This window comes from Lutimonas sp. (assembly GCF_051011215.1).
GTDB lineage: Bacteria > Bacteroidota > Bacteroidia > Flavobacteriales > Flavobacteriaceae > Lutimonas.
On sequence record NZ_JBPCUJ010000122.1, the window covers coordinates 49295 to 65099 of the forward strand.

14 protein-coding genes are annotated in these 15805 nt (G+C 36.8%); 8 read left to right on the plus strand and 6 right to left on the minus strand.

The features are described from left to right. Positions 1–14: 14 nt before the first annotated feature. On the minus strand, positions 15–2552 hold the full coding sequence (locus tag ACR2MV_RS11830) for a M14 family metallopeptidase (RefSeq protein ID WP_434022126.1): 2538 nt from the start codon (positions 2550–2552) through the stop codon (positions 15–17). 225 nt (positions 2553–2777) lie between these two features. Here ACR2MV_RS11830 and ACR2MV_RS11835 point away from each other — a divergent pair, with 225 nt between their 5' ends. Beyond that, complete coding sequence (locus ACR2MV_RS11835) at positions 2778–3791, plus strand: DUF4421 family protein (RefSeq protein ID WP_434022127.1); 1014 nt, start codon at positions 2778–2780, stop codon at positions 3789–3791. Positions 3792–3872: 81 nt separating this feature from the next. Then, positions 3873–5999, plus strand: coding sequence for a S46 family peptidase (locus tag ACR2MV_RS11840; RefSeq protein ID WP_434022128.1), 2127 nt, complete (start codon positions 3873–3875; stop codon positions 5997–5999). A 34-nt stretch (positions 6000–6033) separates the two neighbouring features. Here ACR2MV_RS11840 and ACR2MV_RS11845 read toward each other — a convergent pair whose 3' ends face one another. Continuing rightward, the gene (locus ACR2MV_RS11845) at positions 6034–6210 is read right to left on the minus strand and encodes an Arc family DNA binding domain-containing protein (RefSeq protein ID WP_434022129.1); all 177 of its coding nucleotides are present in this window, start codon (positions 6208–6210) and stop codon (positions 6034–6036) included. 34 nt (positions 6211–6244) lie between these two features. Continuing rightward, on the minus strand, positions 6245–6418 hold the full coding sequence (locus ACR2MV_RS11850; protein WP_290291640.1) for a DUF4177 domain-containing protein: 174 nt from the start codon (positions 6416–6418) through the stop codon (positions 6245–6247). Positions 6419–6837: 419 nt separating this feature from the next. Between ACR2MV_RS11850 and ACR2MV_RS11855 the strand changes: the two genes are divergently transcribed. The 4 genes from ACR2MV_RS11855 to ACR2MV_RS11870 all read left to right on the plus strand — a co-directional run bounded on the left by ACR2MV_RS11855 (position 6838) and on the right by ACR2MV_RS11870 (position 10437). After that, positions 6838–7914, plus strand: coding sequence for a porin (locus ACR2MV_RS11855; RefSeq protein ID WP_434022130.1), 1077 nt, complete (start codon positions 6838–6840; stop codon positions 7912–7914). A gap of 13 nt (positions 7915–7927) precedes the next feature. Next, positions 7928–8266, plus strand: a complete 339-nt coding sequence (locus ACR2MV_RS11860; protein ID WP_434022131.1) for a P-II family nitrogen regulator — start codon at positions 7928–7930, stop codon at positions 8264–8266. A gap of 25 nt (positions 8267–8291) precedes the next feature. Continuing rightward, positions 8292–9527 (plus strand): ammonium transporter, encoded by a 1236-nt coding sequence (locus ACR2MV_RS11865; RefSeq protein ID WP_434022132.1) that lies wholly within the window; start codon positions 8292–8294, stop codon positions 9525–9527. Positions 9528–9654: 127 nt separating this feature from the next. Continuing rightward, positions 9655–10437 carry a S1/P1 nuclease gene (locus ACR2MV_RS11870; RefSeq protein WP_434022133.1) on the plus strand — a complete coding sequence of 261 codons (783 nt, stop codon included), beginning with the start codon at positions 9655–9657 and terminating at the stop codon, positions 10435–10437. Here the strand turns inward: ACR2MV_RS11870 and ACR2MV_RS11875 are convergent. Beyond that, positions 10434–10841 carry a DUF1801 domain-containing protein gene (locus ACR2MV_RS11875; RefSeq protein ID WP_434022134.1) on the minus strand — a complete coding sequence of 136 codons (408 nt, stop codon included), beginning with the start codon at positions 10839–10841 and terminating at the stop codon, positions 10434–10436. The genes ACR2MV_RS11870 and ACR2MV_RS11875 overlap by 4 nt on opposite strands. After that, positions 10838–11485, minus strand: a complete 648-nt coding sequence (locus ACR2MV_RS11880) for a hypothetical protein (RefSeq protein WP_434022135.1) — start codon at positions 11483–11485, stop codon at positions 10838–10840. Before ACR2MV_RS11880 ends, ACR2MV_RS11875 begins: the two co-directional genes overlap by 4 nt. 230 nt (positions 11486–11715) lie before the next feature. On the opposite strand from ACR2MV_RS11880, the gene ACR2MV_RS11885 reads away from it, so the two are divergent. Further along, the gene (locus tag ACR2MV_RS11885; protein WP_434022136.1) at positions 11716–12417 is read left to right on the plus strand and encodes a M15 family metallopeptidase; all 702 of its coding nucleotides are present in this window, start codon (positions 11716–11718) and stop codon (positions 12415–12417) included. A gap of 240 nt (positions 12418–12657) precedes the next feature. On the opposite strand, the gene htpG is transcribed toward ACR2MV_RS11885, so the two are convergent. Next, positions 12658–14568: a molecular chaperone HtpG gene (gene htpG, locus ACR2MV_RS11890; RefSeq protein ID WP_434022137.1), complete on the minus strand. Its 1911-nt coding sequence runs from the start codon at positions 14566–14568 to the stop codon at positions 12658–12660. 232 nt (positions 14569–14800) lie between these two features. Between htpG and ACR2MV_RS11895 the strand changes: the two genes are divergently transcribed. After that, positions 14801–15805, plus strand: a complete 1005-nt coding sequence (locus ACR2MV_RS11895) for a 3-oxoacyl-ACP synthase III family protein (RefSeq protein WP_434022138.1) — start codon at positions 14801–14803, stop codon at positions 15803–15805.

The window sequence follows — 15805 nt, forward strand, 5'->3', positions numbered from 1 at the left end:
ATCTTTTAATTAGTTTATTCATTACCAACCATAAAAATGGCATTACTAAACAGTAATTTCCCATTTTCCCAAAAATTTCTAAACAAGGGGTCATCGATTAGATACACCAACGATCCCTGGCCCTTTTTTTCAACCCCATAAACCAGCGTATCATCGATCCCATCCAATACCTGACTCCCGGCAAAACCACTGATCTGATCCTCAGCATTCTTAATCACACCAACGTTATATCCATTTTTCAGGTAAGCATATTTTCCGCTACTTGTTTTGAGCGTAAAATAGTTTGTTGAATAACCAAAACCCAATGGATTTGTCGGATCCAGGCTGGTCTTAAAAATGCTTCCCTGTACCATATTTGATATCGAGTTTCTCTCTCTCTGATCATAAGATATCAATCGTGATTCTTTTCTAATCGAATCAATTCTTGCTTCCTCTCGAACTTTTTCCTTATCACTTTCAAATCGTGAAATTTTGAATGCATCGGAGGCCGCAAAAATCGAAATTGCAGATCCAAAAGCAACTACTTTTCCTCCGGAATTCACCCATGTACTCAACTCATTTAGTTGAGTCTTATCAAAAAATTTGGAATAATTACCTTTTGGCATCACTAAAACATTGTATTTATGTAAGGCGACATCAGAGATATAAGAAACATCAATAACCGTTGCTTCATACTGTATCTGTTGCTCCATAAAGTGCCAAATGGCACCAAAATTCAATGATGAGACGCTGGACCCCGTTAGGATGGCAATTTTAGGTTTTTTTAAAAATGATACTTTATTAGAACCAAAATCGACACCACTCGTCACCATGCCCGATTCCATCGGCACAACGGGACGGCTAAAAGCAGAAGCACCTGTCGTGACAATTGAATCAAATGCCTTCAAATTTTCATTCCCCGCCCTGGTTATCAATAATGTTCCGGGAGCATATTGCTGCTCTTTCATGGTAAATTTTCGATTGGTAAATCGAACCTTTACCTTATTCTTGAGTAAATAAGACAGAAAGCGCACATCTTTCGCACTATTCCATTTTGACAGGTAGGCATAAGGTCTATCCATTTTCAGACGATCCGCTCTTCTTTTTTCAGGACTAAATTCTTTTTCCTCAATTTTAGTCTTCAATGCATACGCTTCCAGACCTCTTGCATAAGGCAAAGACCAGGCAGTGATATCATAGGTCAATGAATCATTTAATTTGGTTTTAGCTTCAAATAAAGCCTTGATTAAATTAGATTTGGGCTGGGCAGTACTGATGAGCAAATCGTTGTTCGAAAGCGCAACTTTTACATCTTTGTTCTGTATATAACTGTATCCTTTTATAGAGGCTGTAGAAGATGGAGAGGCATATTTTATGTCGTGCAGATCTAGTAGTTCTGTAAGACTTTCTATCTTGTCATCTTCATTATTTTTAATCAGGTAGCCTGTAACCCCGTCCGACGTTTTCTCTTGTGCATTTCTAAAATAAGAACGATACTCATCATGGAGTAATGAGGCATTTTTTGAGCTGACTTCTATGGTTGACAATCCGGTCGTAAGGTGATGTTCTATTCTGTCCTTTAATGTTAATTCAGACCCTTCTTTGGTTTTAACGCCTACCCCTGCGGCGCCGCTTCCTCCCTGCTCATAGGTCATTCCTATAGCACCATTAAACATAGGGTAGGTATCTCCATAACTTGGGTATAACAAATCAAACTCTTCTTTTGTAAAATACAGCCAACCTTTTTTATCGAAATACCTGGCATGATTCTTACCGATCGTTTTTTGAAATTCTCTTTGAAAATCAGTTACTACTTCATGGTAAGGCTCAGCGGCCGGAGCAAAATAATACGGTGAATTCACACCTTGTTCATGAAAGTCAACATGAACATGCGGCATCCATTGATTGTAGACTTTAAGACGCTGCCTTGTTTCGATTTGCGTGGCCCAGGCCCAATCTCTGTTTAGGTCAAACAAATAGTGATTCGCTCTACCTCCCGGCCATGGTTCATGATGTTCTATGGCATCAGGATTCTTATTATAGGGCATGTTTGCCTTTTGATAATACCAATTCACATAACGCTCCCTCCCATCAGGGTTGATACACGGATCTATGATCACTACCGTATTCTTCAGCCACTCTTGTGCCGAAGTATTGGAAGGGTCCACAAGCTCAAATAAAGTTTGCATCGCAACTTCTGTACTCACCGATTCATTACCGTGCACATTATAACTCAACCAGACGATGGCTATATCCTGATCATTACTTCCTTTTTCAGAAAGGCCTGCTGCGAAAAGCTGATTTTCACGAATCTCGTCTAATTTTGAAAAATTCTCAGGTGACGTTACGATCGCCAGATTCAATGAGCGCTTTTCATACGTTTCTCCATAATTGATCAATTTTACATGTTGATTTTCACCTGCTATATGATTAAAATATCCCACAACGTTATGATGTCTTGTAAACCTGCTACCTAGTTCATAACCCAAATAGTCTTTTGGAGACTTGGTTTGCGAAAAAGAATCAACTACAAATAGTAAGGAAAGTAAAATCGAAAGATAAAATCGAATCATGCGGTTTTTTTTATGCGCGTTAAATATATAAAACTCTTCCCATTAATGGTTCGTTTCACTTTAATTTATCAAGAGCACATAGGAAGGTAGAGATAAACTAAAAACGCTTAGTACCTGCAATTATAAATCACAAAACAAGCACTCTGTATTCCATAATTAGGAAATGAAACGTCATTTTTAATTGGCAATAAATACTTTATATTTAACTTTGGATTTCCTATGCATATGAAGCAGTTTTTTTTAGTTATTTTCATCTTCTTACCTTTCTTTATCCGAGCTCAATTGGAAGAGGATACTTCTAATAGCTATTTTGTAAAAATGAACAATACGCTCAATCTTAGATTGGATTTGGACAATGATGTTAGGTCGTTCGTATATGAAGGCGTCAAAGACAACTATTCCATTGAACCAAACACCAACCTGAGATTAGCGGTCGCTGTTAATTACCGTTTCATTTCTCTGAAAATTGGTTTTTCTCCTAAATTTTTAGCAGCATCAGATGCTGAATTAAAAGGAAATACAAAAATTTTTAGATTGTCACTCAATATTTTTTTAAAGGACATTTATCAAAATTTTGATTACAATCAAGTAAAAGGGTATTATATAGAAAGTGATGTTGTTCCAACACTTGACATTGCCCAGATTCAAAATGATTATGTTATCCTGCCCAACCTTAAAACGCTGTCGATTACCGGTACAACATCCTACAGATTCAATGAAAATTATTCATTTAAAGCCGTCATTAATCAAAATGAAATTCAAACTAAGAGTAGCGGAAGCTTCATTCCCAGCTTGTATTATGGGTATTTTGAAATAACAGATGACACCACTCCTCAAGATATTAAAAGCTGGTTCGCCATATTGAATGCGGGCTATTTTCACACCTTTGTTATAAATCAAAATTGGTATTCGAATCTTGGCCTATCAACAGGGTTAGGAATAGAATTCAATAAACTGATTACGCGTAGTGATGAAAATTTACCGGATATTACTACCAATCACAATAATGCTGCTGTAAATATCAGTACACAAATCGGGCTTGGATATAACTCACGTCGGTTCTATGGAGGTACTGCACTTACAGGAAATGCTACACAAAGAAATGAGCAGTCTATCATTCAATTTGATAGTGTTCGAGGGTATTTTAAAATATATGTCGGATACCGATTTGACGCACCAAAATCATTTGAAAAAGGGATGGACTGGATCGAAAGCAAGAACCCTTTTAAAAAGAAATAATCTTTATCAAAAACGATTGAAAATCCTTTTCAAAAATACTAACTTTGGGCTTTAGCTATTACTAATTCAAAATATTATTCCATGAAACTAATTAAGATCATTTTTTTATTTTTTGTTCTGCAAGTTAGCGCACAACAAGGAGGTATGTGGATTCCTTCCTTACTCGAAGGGATGAATGAAAAAGAAATGAAAAGTCTGGGGAGCGAATTAAGCGCCAAGGACATTTATGACGTTAATAACTCAAGTTTAAAAGACGCTATTGTTCATTTTAACGGAGGGTGTACTTCTGAGATCATTTCTGATAGTGGCCTGCTTCTTACCAACCATCATTGCGGATATGGAGCTATTCAATCACATTCATCAGTAGAGCACGATTACCTTCAAGATGGTTTTTGGGCCAAAACCATGAATGATGAGCTGCCCAACAAAGGAATGGTGGCTACACTGATTGTAAGAATTGACGATATTACCAAAGACGTCCTCAAAGATATTCCTTCCGATGCGAGTTTAAAAGAGCAGCAGCAATTGATTGATCAACATATCGCTAAAGCAAAGGACAAAGCTCAAAAAGAAGATTGGCAAGATCTCAAAGTGAAAGCAATGTTTGACGGGAATCAATACCTTTTGTTTGTAACGGAAACCTTTAGAGATATCAGACTTGTTGGAGCTCCCCCAACATCGATTGGGAAATTTGGATCTGATACTGATAATTGGATGTGGCCACGTCATACAGGTGATTTCTCCCTATTCAGAATTTATGCCAACAAGAAGAACCAACCTGCTGACTACAGCGAAGACAATGTCCCTTATGACCCGAAGCATTTCTTACCCGTTTCTTTAGATGGAATCTCAGAAAATGATTTTACCATGGTGTTTGGGTTCCCAGGAAGCACCAGTGAATACTTACCGGCAGTTGCCATCGATCAGATTGTGCATAAATTAAATCCTCCTAAAATTAAAATAAGAGATGAAGCTCTTACAATTGTGGATGGCTATATGAGAAAGGATGCAAAAATAAAAATTCAATATGCCTCTAAATTTGCGCGTATCGCGAATTATTGGAAAAAATGGATTGGAGAAAATCAAGGTCTGACAAAATCAAAGGCCATTGAAAAAAAGCAGGAATTGGAACAGGTCTTTCAGGAAAAAAACAAAGGCAATGCTGAATATGAAAACCTCTTGCCAGAGTTTGATCGTTTGTACACCGACATTGAAGAAGTTTCTGTTGCCAGAAATTACTGGATTGAAGTGGTCTACAGAAATGTAGAATTGCTCAATGCCTCTGTGAAGTTATATCGATTTGAAAGAAGCATTTTAAAAGACCCCTCAAAACTTGATGCAGAGCGAACCAAGCTTATGAACGGATTTAAAGGGTTCTACAAAAACTATAACGCAACTGTCGATGAAGATGTATTTGAAAAACTACTCACCTTATATAAAGAAGAAAGTCCGCAAGCATACCTTACCTCTTCTGTAAAGGAAGCATCTGTTTCTGATTTAACCCAAAACATTTATACAAATTCAGCGCTTACCAACTATGATGGCATGAATAAAATGCTGGAAGGATCCGTTGAAGAAGTGATCAGTAAAATCAATGCTGATCCTGGATTCGAATTTGGAAAAACACTGGTTGATAATTTTTACCAACATATAGATCCAAAATACCAGGACTTGAACATGCAGATTAAAGCGGTACAAAAGGTATATATGAAAGCCTTGATTGAAACATTTCCGGATGCAAGAATTTTCCCGGATGCCAATGGTACTTTAAGAGTCACTTATGGAAAAGTAAACGGATATCAGCCAAAGGATGCAGTAGTCTATGAACCTGTAACTTATTTGAAAGGAGTCATTGAAAAATACCAGCCGGGTGATTACGAATTTGATGTTCCGGCAAAATTAATTGAGTTGTATAACAATAAGGATTATGGAGCATACGGCGTGGATGGAAAAATGCCTGTAAATTTTATCGGAACCAATCATACCACCGGTGGTAATTCAGGGAGTCCTGTGATCGATGCAAAAGGAAACCTTATCGGATTGAATTTTGACCGTGTGTGGGAAGGAACGATGAGTGACTATAATTACGATCCTGAAATTTGTAGAAATATTATGGTAGATGCCAGGTATATACTATTTATAGTTGACAAATTTGCCGATAGCCAACGTCTGATTGACGAGATGAAATTGGTTCATCCAAAGAAATAAAATTCTCATGGTTTGACTTAGGTGAATCCTTCACCTAAGTCAAACCTTCTACATCATCTTGATCATTCAACCTGCCGGCTTCTTTCAGTTGTTTGCTGAGCATCCATTCTATTTGCCCGTTGGTAGATCGAAATTCTTCTTTTGCCAGCTTTTCAACCTCCCTAAAAATGTTGGCTTCAATTCGCAAAGCAAATGCCTTTTTAGTCTTCATAATATTTACTCCATTAGTAGGACACAAAATCAAACTAGGATTCTTCCTCTTTTTTATCTCTTTCTATCAAGGCCTTAAGTATCCCACGATGGGTGAACATATTAATAACGGTCCAGTTCATTTTTGCATAACTATTAATAAGGTCCTCAAAATTTTGTTGTGATTTTACTGCGGTTCCTGTCTGCTTGATAATTTTATATTCTTTCATATTCTTTCTAAGTCGTTTCTAAAATATTTGCGAGCATTGGATAGATCAAACATGTCATTTATAATGGATCTATTCAAAATGAATTCAAAGATAAAAAAATCGTGTTTTTAAAACACCAAATGTTAAAATATGCCAATTTTCTTATAACATGACATCTATTTAATATAGCAAAGATATTAATTTAATATCATTTTAATCGAATTTCAGATGTTTTACTATCTAAATTATTGAGAATATAAAAAAATATCAAGTTTTTATTCATATACCCTAATTTTGGAGGGGGTCTTTTTCCAAAATAAATAATTCTTTAGTCATTACCCTTATTTTTTTTGGGGTATTACATTATTAACATATTTTTACCACGATTAATCAATTGAAATATTACTACTAACAATTAATTACTACAAAAAAAAGAAAGTATGAAAAATTTATTTACTCTCGCGATGCTATTCTCAGTCTTTATGACTTTTGCTCAAGACTCAATTCCAGAGGCTGAAGAAGCGCCAAAAAAGAAATTTTCACTAAGTGGAAGTGGGGATGTTTACTATAGAACAAATATTGGTGCGCCTAACGGAGGTGAAAATCACCAATCACCAAATACATCATTCGCAAATCAAAATGGTTTTGCCATTGGTATGGCCAATGTAATTCTCGCTTATGAAGGGAAGAAAGTAGGTGCCGTGGCTGATTTGGTATTCGGACCTCGTGGTACCGACGCTGTATTCGGCTCATTACAATGGGATATCGATGGAGACGGTGCTCCTGATTTAGGAAACAGTTCTCAGGTAGTGAATCAATTATATGTATACTGGAATGTGTCGGATAAAGTAACACTAACCTTAGGTAACTTCAACACTTTCTTAGGATATGAGGTGATCTCTCCCACTGGTAACTTTAACTACTCTACATCATATATGTTCTCTTACGGACCATTTTCTCATGCAGGTCTAAAAATGGATTGGGCAATTAACGATGACTGGTCTTTTATGGCAGCCGTTATGAACGACAACGACTATACAAGTTACAACCCAACAAACAACTTTACATTAGGAGCTCAGGTTGGCTATAAAGGTACTTACTTAAACTTCCTTTACGGACCTCAGTTTCAAGTTGACTTAACAACAGGTTTCGACATTACTGACTCCTTTTACTTAGGCCTGAACTCGACCTATTACGCAGACAACAATTCAGATGCCTCCTTCTACGGAGTTGCTATCTATCCTCAGTTACAAACATCTGAATCATTTGTATTAGGATTCAGAGCTGAATACTTCGGTGAAGGTGATGGTGGAGTTGGAGCAATCGGTGGGTATGACGACGATGGAAATGCCACTGCCTTTGAATTTACGTTAACTGGTAATTATGCGATTGGAGATCTTATGATCATTCCTGAATTCAGAATTGACACTACCAGTGAAGATACTTTCTATAATGATGATTTAGAGCCTACAGGTTCTTTGGCATCCTTTTTAGTAGCAGCTGTATACAAATTTTAAACAATAACTAATTATGAAAAAAATCGAAGCAATTATCAGAAAGTCAAAATATTCTGATGTTAAAGAAGCGCTGCATAGCGTTGGAGTAAACTTCTTCTCTTACTGGGACGCCACAGGGCGCGGGAATGAAAAAGAAGGTCATGTATATAGAGGCGTATCCTATAGTACCAGTGATATTCAGAGAAGATTCTTATCCATCGTGGTCAATGACGATTTTGAAGAAGTGACAATTAAGGCAATTCTTGAAGCTGCCTCAACAGGCGAAGTAGGAGACGGAAAAATATTTGTTTCCGATATCGCTGATTGTTACAGAATAAGAACTGGTGAAAAAGGAGGAGACACTCTAAAATAAAAAAAGCTAAAAAATTTAAATAGACATGGAATTACTTACGATAAATAATGTATGGATGATGATCTGTACGGCCTTGGTTTTCTTTATGCACCTGGGATTTGCTTTTCTGGAAATAGGATTGACCAGACAAAAAAATACGATCAATATTTTATTTAAAAATATATTTATTATCACCGTTGGATTGCTACTTTACTGTTTAGTCGGATTCAACATGATGTATCCTGGTTTTGCAGACGGATCCGCAGGGTTCTTCGGTTTCGCCGGATTTGGAATAACTCCTCCAGAAGGAGGAATGACAGCTGCCTACGCGGATGGTGGATACACTTGGTGGACTGACTTCCTGTTCCAAGGAATGTTTGCTGCAACTGCTGCAACCATTGTATCAGGTGCTGTTGCTGAGAGAATTAAAATATTCCCTTTTATGATTTTCGTGATCATATATGTAGGATTTATATATCCGTTGGCAGGCTCTTGGAAATGGGGTGGTGGATTTTTAGATATGAGAGAAACACCTTTTTACGACTTTGCAGGATCAACCTTAGTTCACTCTGTGGGTGGATGGGCTGCCTTAGTAGCTGTTTGGTTATTAGGATCTCGTATCGGTAAATTCAAAGATGGCAAACCAATGGCAATACCCGGGCACAACATTCCTATCGCAACTGCCGGTGTACTGATCCTATGGTTAGGATGGTTTGGGTTTAACGGAGGTTCTGTTCTTTCAGCTGATCCTGAATTAACTTCTTTGACACTTGTAACTACATGTTTGGCTGCCGCTGCAGGTGGAGTAGCATCATTCATCGTGTCAACAGCAATGTATAAAAACCTGGATCTTACTATGTATCTGAACGGAATACTTGGAGGTTTAGTAAGTATCACAGCAGGAGCTGATCAGATGTCTCCAACCGATGCCATTTTAATTGGCGCCATTGGAGGTGCAATCATCGTATTTGCCGTATCTTTTGTTGATAAAATTAAATTAGATGATCCTGTAGGCGCCATAGCGGTTCACCTGATCTGTGGAATCTGGGGAACATTGGCCGTTGGAATCTTTGGTAATCTAGCAGGCATGGATCAATTGATCAGTCAGATTGTTGGAATCGCTTCCTATGCTGCACTTTGTATTGTTTCATCATTTATCATACTGTTTGCTTTGAAGAAAACAATCGGAATCAGAGTTTCTGAAAAAGAAGAACTTGAAGGTCTGGATGGGTTCGAACATGGAATGGATGCTTATTCTGACTTTAGAATGAACGAACATTAATACCGTTTCCCATTAAAAATATCTTTTGACTGTCGTACGTCAATTAGATTAAATTTGTGTAACTGAGGGTTTATTTTAAATAATAAACCCTCTTTTTTTATACCTTTACACAAATCAAAATTGAATCATGAAAAACCTGATCATTCTATTTCTTCTTTCCTTTGTTTACAATTTTTCTTACGCTCATAACGAGCCAAACTGGGGGGCCACAGGGCACAGAACCATCGGTGAAATTGCGGAAAACCATTTAAGTAAAAAGGCAAAAAAAGAAATTGACAAGTTATTGAACGGTCAAGGCCTGGCCATCGTTTCTACCTACGGGGATGATATTAAATCTGACGATGCCTATGACAAGTATTACACCTGGCATTTTGTCAATTTCCCTTTTGATGTAAAATACGAAAACAGTAACAAAAATGATCGTGGAGATATTGTAATGGGTATTGAACATTGCATCAAGGTTCTCAAAGATCCAAATGCCTCCGAACAGGATAAAACATTTTTCCTAAAATTTCTGGTTCATTTAGTTGGAGACCTGCACCAACCTCTTCATGTCGGAAGAGGCGAAGACAGAGGAGGCAATGACATCAAAGTAGAATGGCATCGTAAAAAATCAAATCTTCACAGGGTCTGGGACTCCGAAATGATCGAATTCTACAATATGAGCTATTCTGAACTGGCAGCAAACAGAAAGAAATTGTCAAAAGCACAGATTGAGGCCATTCAGCAAGGCGATGTATTAGACTGGACCTACGAATCTCAGACCCTGGCTAAAAAAGTATATGCATCCGTTAAACCTGAAGAAAAATTGAGCTACAGGTATTCTTACGATCATTTTGATACCGTGTTATCCCAATTGCAAAAATCAGGAATCAGACTGGCCAAAATTCTGAATGATATTTATAATTAGGAGTATTTTTTTTTGACAGACAGCATTGAATCCTGGATAATTTCTTTTAAGATTTCCAAATCTACATTCTTCAGATTCTTTAAATACAAGCATGATTTACCTGTTTTATGAGGCCCCATAGCCTCAAGTTTATCCTTGTATTTTCCACAACCATTCATAATATAGATAACGATGTTTTGTTTTCTGGGTGAAAAACCTGTCAACATCATATCCCCTTCCCTTCCACTCTCATATATATAATGATAAGAACCAAATCCAACAATGCTCGGCCCCCACATTTGAGGCTGTTCTCCAGAAATTGCTCCTAAAAAAGACAAAAGCGCTTTGGCATCCTCCTTTCTTTCCTGATGAGGTACAGCTGCTATAAAATCAACAACACTTTTATTATTGGGAACAGTTTTCATTTTCTATTTCCTACTTTGTTAAAAATATATGTCAATGGTATAATAATCAAAAAAGACAAGGTCCATTCTTCTGGACCCATCGCTGCAAAAGGCAAGGAAAAGAGCGCCGCAGATGGCTCAGGTAATAATTGAAATAACATACGTCTCTCTTCCTGATCATTGATAGCATCAGAAGTTAACTTATGCCTTCTTGCATATACCCAATTATACACTCCTAAAAAACCTGAAAGGGCAAGAAACACACTTTGCATTTGCAGAGCGATCTCCAAACCATCAAATTCCATATCAAATCGAACGAAATATATGTACAACATTAAACAGAACATTTGTGTAATCGCAATCGCTGCATGAAAAACAGAGCTTCGGATCAAATTTCCTAATTGCCTGTTTATTTGAAGCCAATATGTAACAATAAGGATAAGTCCCACAAACATCACCATCAACTTATCGAGGTTCCCACTAAAGATTTGATTGAGACTATAATAATCCAACTCCGGATCATCCGGTCTGGGCAGAATAATAAAAACTTGAAAAATAAGTAAGGCAAATAAAAGATTCATCAGGATCTTTAAACTAAATAACAGCTCCTTACCTCTTTCTTTTTCGGCCTCAGTTGGTATTTTCTTCTTTCTTTTTTTAAACATTTGCTATATAAATTGTCAGTTTTATGCTGATATTTGACACTGAATAATGTAGTTAAGTTAATATTTATGAAGCTTTTACATCAAAACTAGAGGCTTCCATTAGAGTAAATTTAAAGGTTATTGACTGATTCTCAACAATATTTAAAACATAAATGTTAAAAAATTGAGTTCTTAAAATAATAAAAATGTTAAAAGTTCGTTCTAAACAAGCATTCTTAACAATTGCAATAATGAAATTGAATATAATTTTAAAAAGTCTTGTAGTAATTGCATTACTAAGTTTTACCACCATTGAGAATGGTAGTACGATCGAACCACCTTCGAAAGAAGATTTTGTAGACCTGAAAGAGTTGATGCCAAACCTAAGATCCGATCTAAGATATTATGGATCGAATAATTTTGTTGGTACACCTATTGAAGGCTATAACGCACCTAAACTACTCTTGACTAAAGAAGCAGGAATCGCCCTGAAAAAAGTTCAGGACGAACTGGAAAGACTAGGTTTTGGCCTTTTAGTATATGATGCCTACAGACCTCAAAGAGCTACAGATCATTTTATCAAATGGGCTGAAGACGAAACAGACACCTCTACCAAACTGGAGTACTATCCAAATATCAGCAAAAAAGACCTTTTTGCCAAGGGATATATCTCTACTAAATCTGGTCATAGCAGAGGAAGTACGGTTGACCTGACCATTGTTTCCTTAAAGACGAAACAAATTCTAAACATGGGTAGCAGATACGATCTATTTGACGAAGTATCCAATACAGAACATACGGCAACCATATCAAAAAATCAACATTCGCTGAGATTATTACTCAAAAGAAGAATGGAAAAACACGGATGGCAATCCTATCCGAAAGAATGGTGGCATTTCACTTTAAAAGAAGAACCATTTCCAAACACTTATTTTGACTTTCCGGTAGAATAAGAATTGATAAAACACCCATAAAAAAGAACCGATTGTATTTTCAATCGGTTCTTTTTTGTTTTACCCGCACTTCAATTCGAAACAAGTCGTTAGTAAGGCCGGAATAGCTCAACTCAACACTCTCTTGACAAATCAAGACAAGACCTACAAAGACTTTAAAAGAAATATCCTGCATCACAAACGATCAGGAACAAAAAAAAAGGCCATCAACTGATGGCCTTTTTAAATATTAAAACGATCTTAATTATTCATCAGATCATAACTTCTTTTGATAAAATCTGTCATCTCTTTTCCTTGTAATAAGTTTTGAGAGAGTCTGGCCAGATCCAGGGCCTGATTGATATATTCAGTCCTTTTCCCTTTTGCCTTTAAGATTTTTTGCATCAAATCACTATTGGTATTCACCACGAGGTTATACATTTCAGGAAATCCTCCCATACCCATCATTCCACCGCCTCCGGTCTGTTGCATCTCCTTCATTCTTCTCATGAATTCCGGCTGGGTAATTATAAATGGATTAGAGGCAGAATCCATGGCCTCCAATTGCACGGAATATTTTTCCTTTGGCACGATTTCCTCGATATATCCTTTTAACTTAGCCTGATCATCATCAGATAATTTTGAAATCTGATCTTCCTCTTTTTGAATTAATTTATCAATTGGATCGGCATCTACACGGGCAAACTTCACTTTTTCACCTTCCGTTTCCAACTTCTGAATTAAATGAGGAACAATAGGAGAATCCAAAATCAACACTTCATATCCCTTTGCTTCAGCTTCTTCAATAAAACTATGCTGCTCTTCTTTATTATTTGCATATAAAATAACCAAGTTACCATCCTTGTCAGTTTGAGAAGGCTTTAGCTTTTCTTTTAACTCTTCTATCGTAAAATAGGCATCTTTTGCCGTTGGATATAAAGCAAATTTTTGCGCTTTTTCAAAGAACTTTGGCTCTGACAACATACCGTATTCAATCACAATTTTGATGTCATTCCATTTTTTCTCAAATCCTTCTCTGTCATTTTTAAACAATGAGCTTAATTTATCAGCCACTTTCTTGGTGATATAAGAGGAGATTTTTTTAACAGCGCCATCGGCCTGCAAGTAACTTCTGGAAACATTCAACGGAATGTCCGGAGAATCAATCACACCTCGAAGCATCTGTAAAAAATCAGGTACGATTCCTTCAACATTATCTGTTACAAAAACCTGGTTTTGATACAACTGTATTTTATCCTTTTGAACATCCATATTGGTTGTTAACTTAGGAAAATACAAGATTCCCGTTAAATTGAACGGATAGTCAACATTCAAATGAATATGAAACAACGGCTCTTCAAATTGCATCGGATACAATTCTCTGTAAAAACTTTTGTATTCCTCATCATTTAATTCACTTGGTTGCTTCGTCCAGGCCGGATTCGGATTATTAATGATTCTATCAACAGTAATCATTTTTTGAGGCTCCTTGGTCTCTTTCCCTTCAGCATCCGTAATAGTCGCCGGCTCATGATCTGGATCCGCCACTTCTTCCGTTCCAAACTTGATAGGAACGGGCATAAACTTATTGTATTTGGTCAACAATTCATTGATCCTGTTCTCTTCTAAAAATTCTAAAGAATCATCATCAATATGAAGAATGATCTCCGTACCTCTATCCTCTTTCTTTGACTTCTTTAAGGTGTATTCCGGCGAACCATCACAAATCCAATGCGCTGCATCATCCTCTTCTCTGTATGATTTGGTATGGATTTCAACTTCTTTAGCCACCATGAATGCAGAATAAAACCCAAGTCCAAAATGACCAATAATTCCTGCATCATTCTTCTCATCCTTGAATTTATCCAAAAACTCTTCAGCCCCTGAAAAAGCAATATCATTGATATATTTTTTAACCTCATCCTGAGACATTCCGATACCTTGATCGATAATATGAAGTTTTTTCCCTTCTTTATCAATTTTGATTTCAAGTCTCGCATCATCTACGTTTCCTTTGTATTCACCAATCGATGAAAGATGCTTTAATTTTAAAGTTGCATCTGTTGCATTTGATATTAATTCTCTTAAAAATATCTCATGATCAGAATATAAAAAACGCTTGATCAGCGGGAATATATTCTCAACAGCCACATTTATTTTTCCTTTTGCCATAATTTCTTAGTTTAAAATTTAATATGTACAACAAGCCTAATCAAATTAAATACCAAACAGTGTATTCTGACAAGATGACAGAAAGATGTCCATATGGTCATCTCTCACCCAAAAAATCCGATAATTTACTTATATTTACCTTTCTTTTCCCCATAAGATTCGTACTGCTATATAGATAGCCATAGAAAGTTCGATTCCTGAAATTAATTAATAAATAATAATATAGCTATACATGTATAACTCAAAGATTACCGGACTCGGCTTTTACGTACCTGACAATATTGTTACCAACGATGACCTTTCGAAGATTATGGATACCAGTGATGAATGGATTCAGGAAAGAACGGGGATCAAACAAAGACATTGGATAAAAGAAGGAAGCGATGAAACCTCGGCAACCATGGGTGCCAAAGCAGCTGAAACTGCCATAGAGCGTGCGGGTTTGACCAAGGATGATATTGACTTTATCGTATTTGCTACCCTAAGCCCGGACTATTACTTTCCTGGATGCGGTGTGCAGATCCAGGACATGTTAGAGATGAATACGGTGGGAGCCCTGGATGTTAGAAATCAATGTTCCGGATTTGTATATGCCCTGTCAACAGCCGATCAGTTCATCAAAACCGGCATGTATAAAAACATTCTTGTAATTGGATCAGAGTACCACAGTAACGGACTGGACAAAACCACAAGAGGAAGAGGTGTATCTGTGATCTTTGGCGATGGTGCCGGAGCCTGTGTACTTTCAAGAACGGAAGACAACAACAAAGGAATTCTATCCTCACACCTGCATAGTCAAGGTAAATTTGCGGATAAACTCATAGTGGCATCTCCCAGCATCAAACATTGGGTGCCTGAAATTCTAAATTCTGAAGAAGAAGATGTTTCCTATTTCCCATACATGGACGGCACTTTTGTATTTAAAAATGCGGTGGTTCGATTTAGTGAAGTGATTATGGAAGCCTTGGCGACCAATCAGATGCAACCGACAGATATAGATTTATTTATACCACATCAGGCAAACCTTCGTATCGCACAATTTATACAGCAGAAATTTAAATTAAAGGATGAACAGGTGTATAACAACATCATGAATTACGGAAATACGACTGCTGCATCTATTGTAATTGCCTTGAGCGAAGCCTTTGAAAAAGGCAAGATCAAAGACAATGACATTGTCCTTTTAGCTGCCTTTGGTAGTGGTTTTACCTGGGGTAGTGTTTTAATGAGATGGTAA

Coding starts and splice junctions, on each gene's coding strand:
- ACR2MV_RS11835 (WP_434022127.1), top strand. CDS start 2,778: ATGAAGCAGTTTTTTTTAGTTATTTTCATCTTCTTACCTTTCTTTATC.
- ACR2MV_RS11855 (WP_434022130.1), top strand. CDS start 6,838: ATGAAAAATTTATTTACTCTCGCGATGCTATTCTCAGTCTTTATGACT.
- htpG (WP_434022137.1), bottom strand. CDS start 14,568: ATGGCAAAAGGAAAAATAAATGTGGCTGTTGAGAATATATTCCCGCTG.
- ACR2MV_RS11875 (WP_434022134.1), bottom strand. CDS start 10,841: ATGAAAACTGTTCCCAATAATAAAAGTGTTGTTGATTTTATAGCAGCT.
- ACR2MV_RS11830 (WP_434022126.1), bottom strand. CDS start 2,552: ATGATTCGATTTTATCTTTCGATTTTACTTTCCTTACTATTTGTAGTT.
- ACR2MV_RS11860 (WP_434022131.1), top strand. CDS start 7,928: ATGAAAAAAATCGAAGCAATTATCAGAAAGTCAAAATATTCTGATGTT.
- ACR2MV_RS11865 (WP_434022132.1), top strand. CDS start 8,292: ATGGAATTACTTACGATAAATAATGTATGGATGATGATCTGTACGGCC.
- ACR2MV_RS11880 (WP_434022135.1), bottom strand. CDS start 11,485: ATGTTTAAAAAAAGAAAGAAGAAAATACCAACTGAGGCCGAAAAAGAA.
- ACR2MV_RS11850 (WP_290291640.1), bottom strand. CDS start 6,418: ATGAAAGAATATAAAATTATCAAGCAGACAGGAACCGCAGTAAAATCA.
- ACR2MV_RS11870 (WP_434022133.1), top strand. CDS start 9,655: ATGAAAAACCTGATCATTCTATTTCTTCTTTCCTTTGTTTACAATTTT.
- ACR2MV_RS11885 (WP_434022136.1), top strand. CDS start 11,716: ATGAAATTGAATATAATTTTAAAAAGTCTTGTAGTAATTGCATTACTA.
- ACR2MV_RS11895 (WP_434022138.1), top strand. CDS start 14,801: ATGTATAACTCAAAGATTACCGGACTCGGCTTTTACGTACCTGACAAT.
- ACR2MV_RS11840 (WP_434022128.1), top strand. CDS start 3,873: ATGAAACTAATTAAGATCATTTTTTTATTTTTTGTTCTGCAAGTTAGC.
- ACR2MV_RS11845 (WP_434022129.1), bottom strand. CDS start 6,210: ATGAAGACTAAAAAGGCATTTGCTTTGCGAATTGAAGCCAACATTTTT.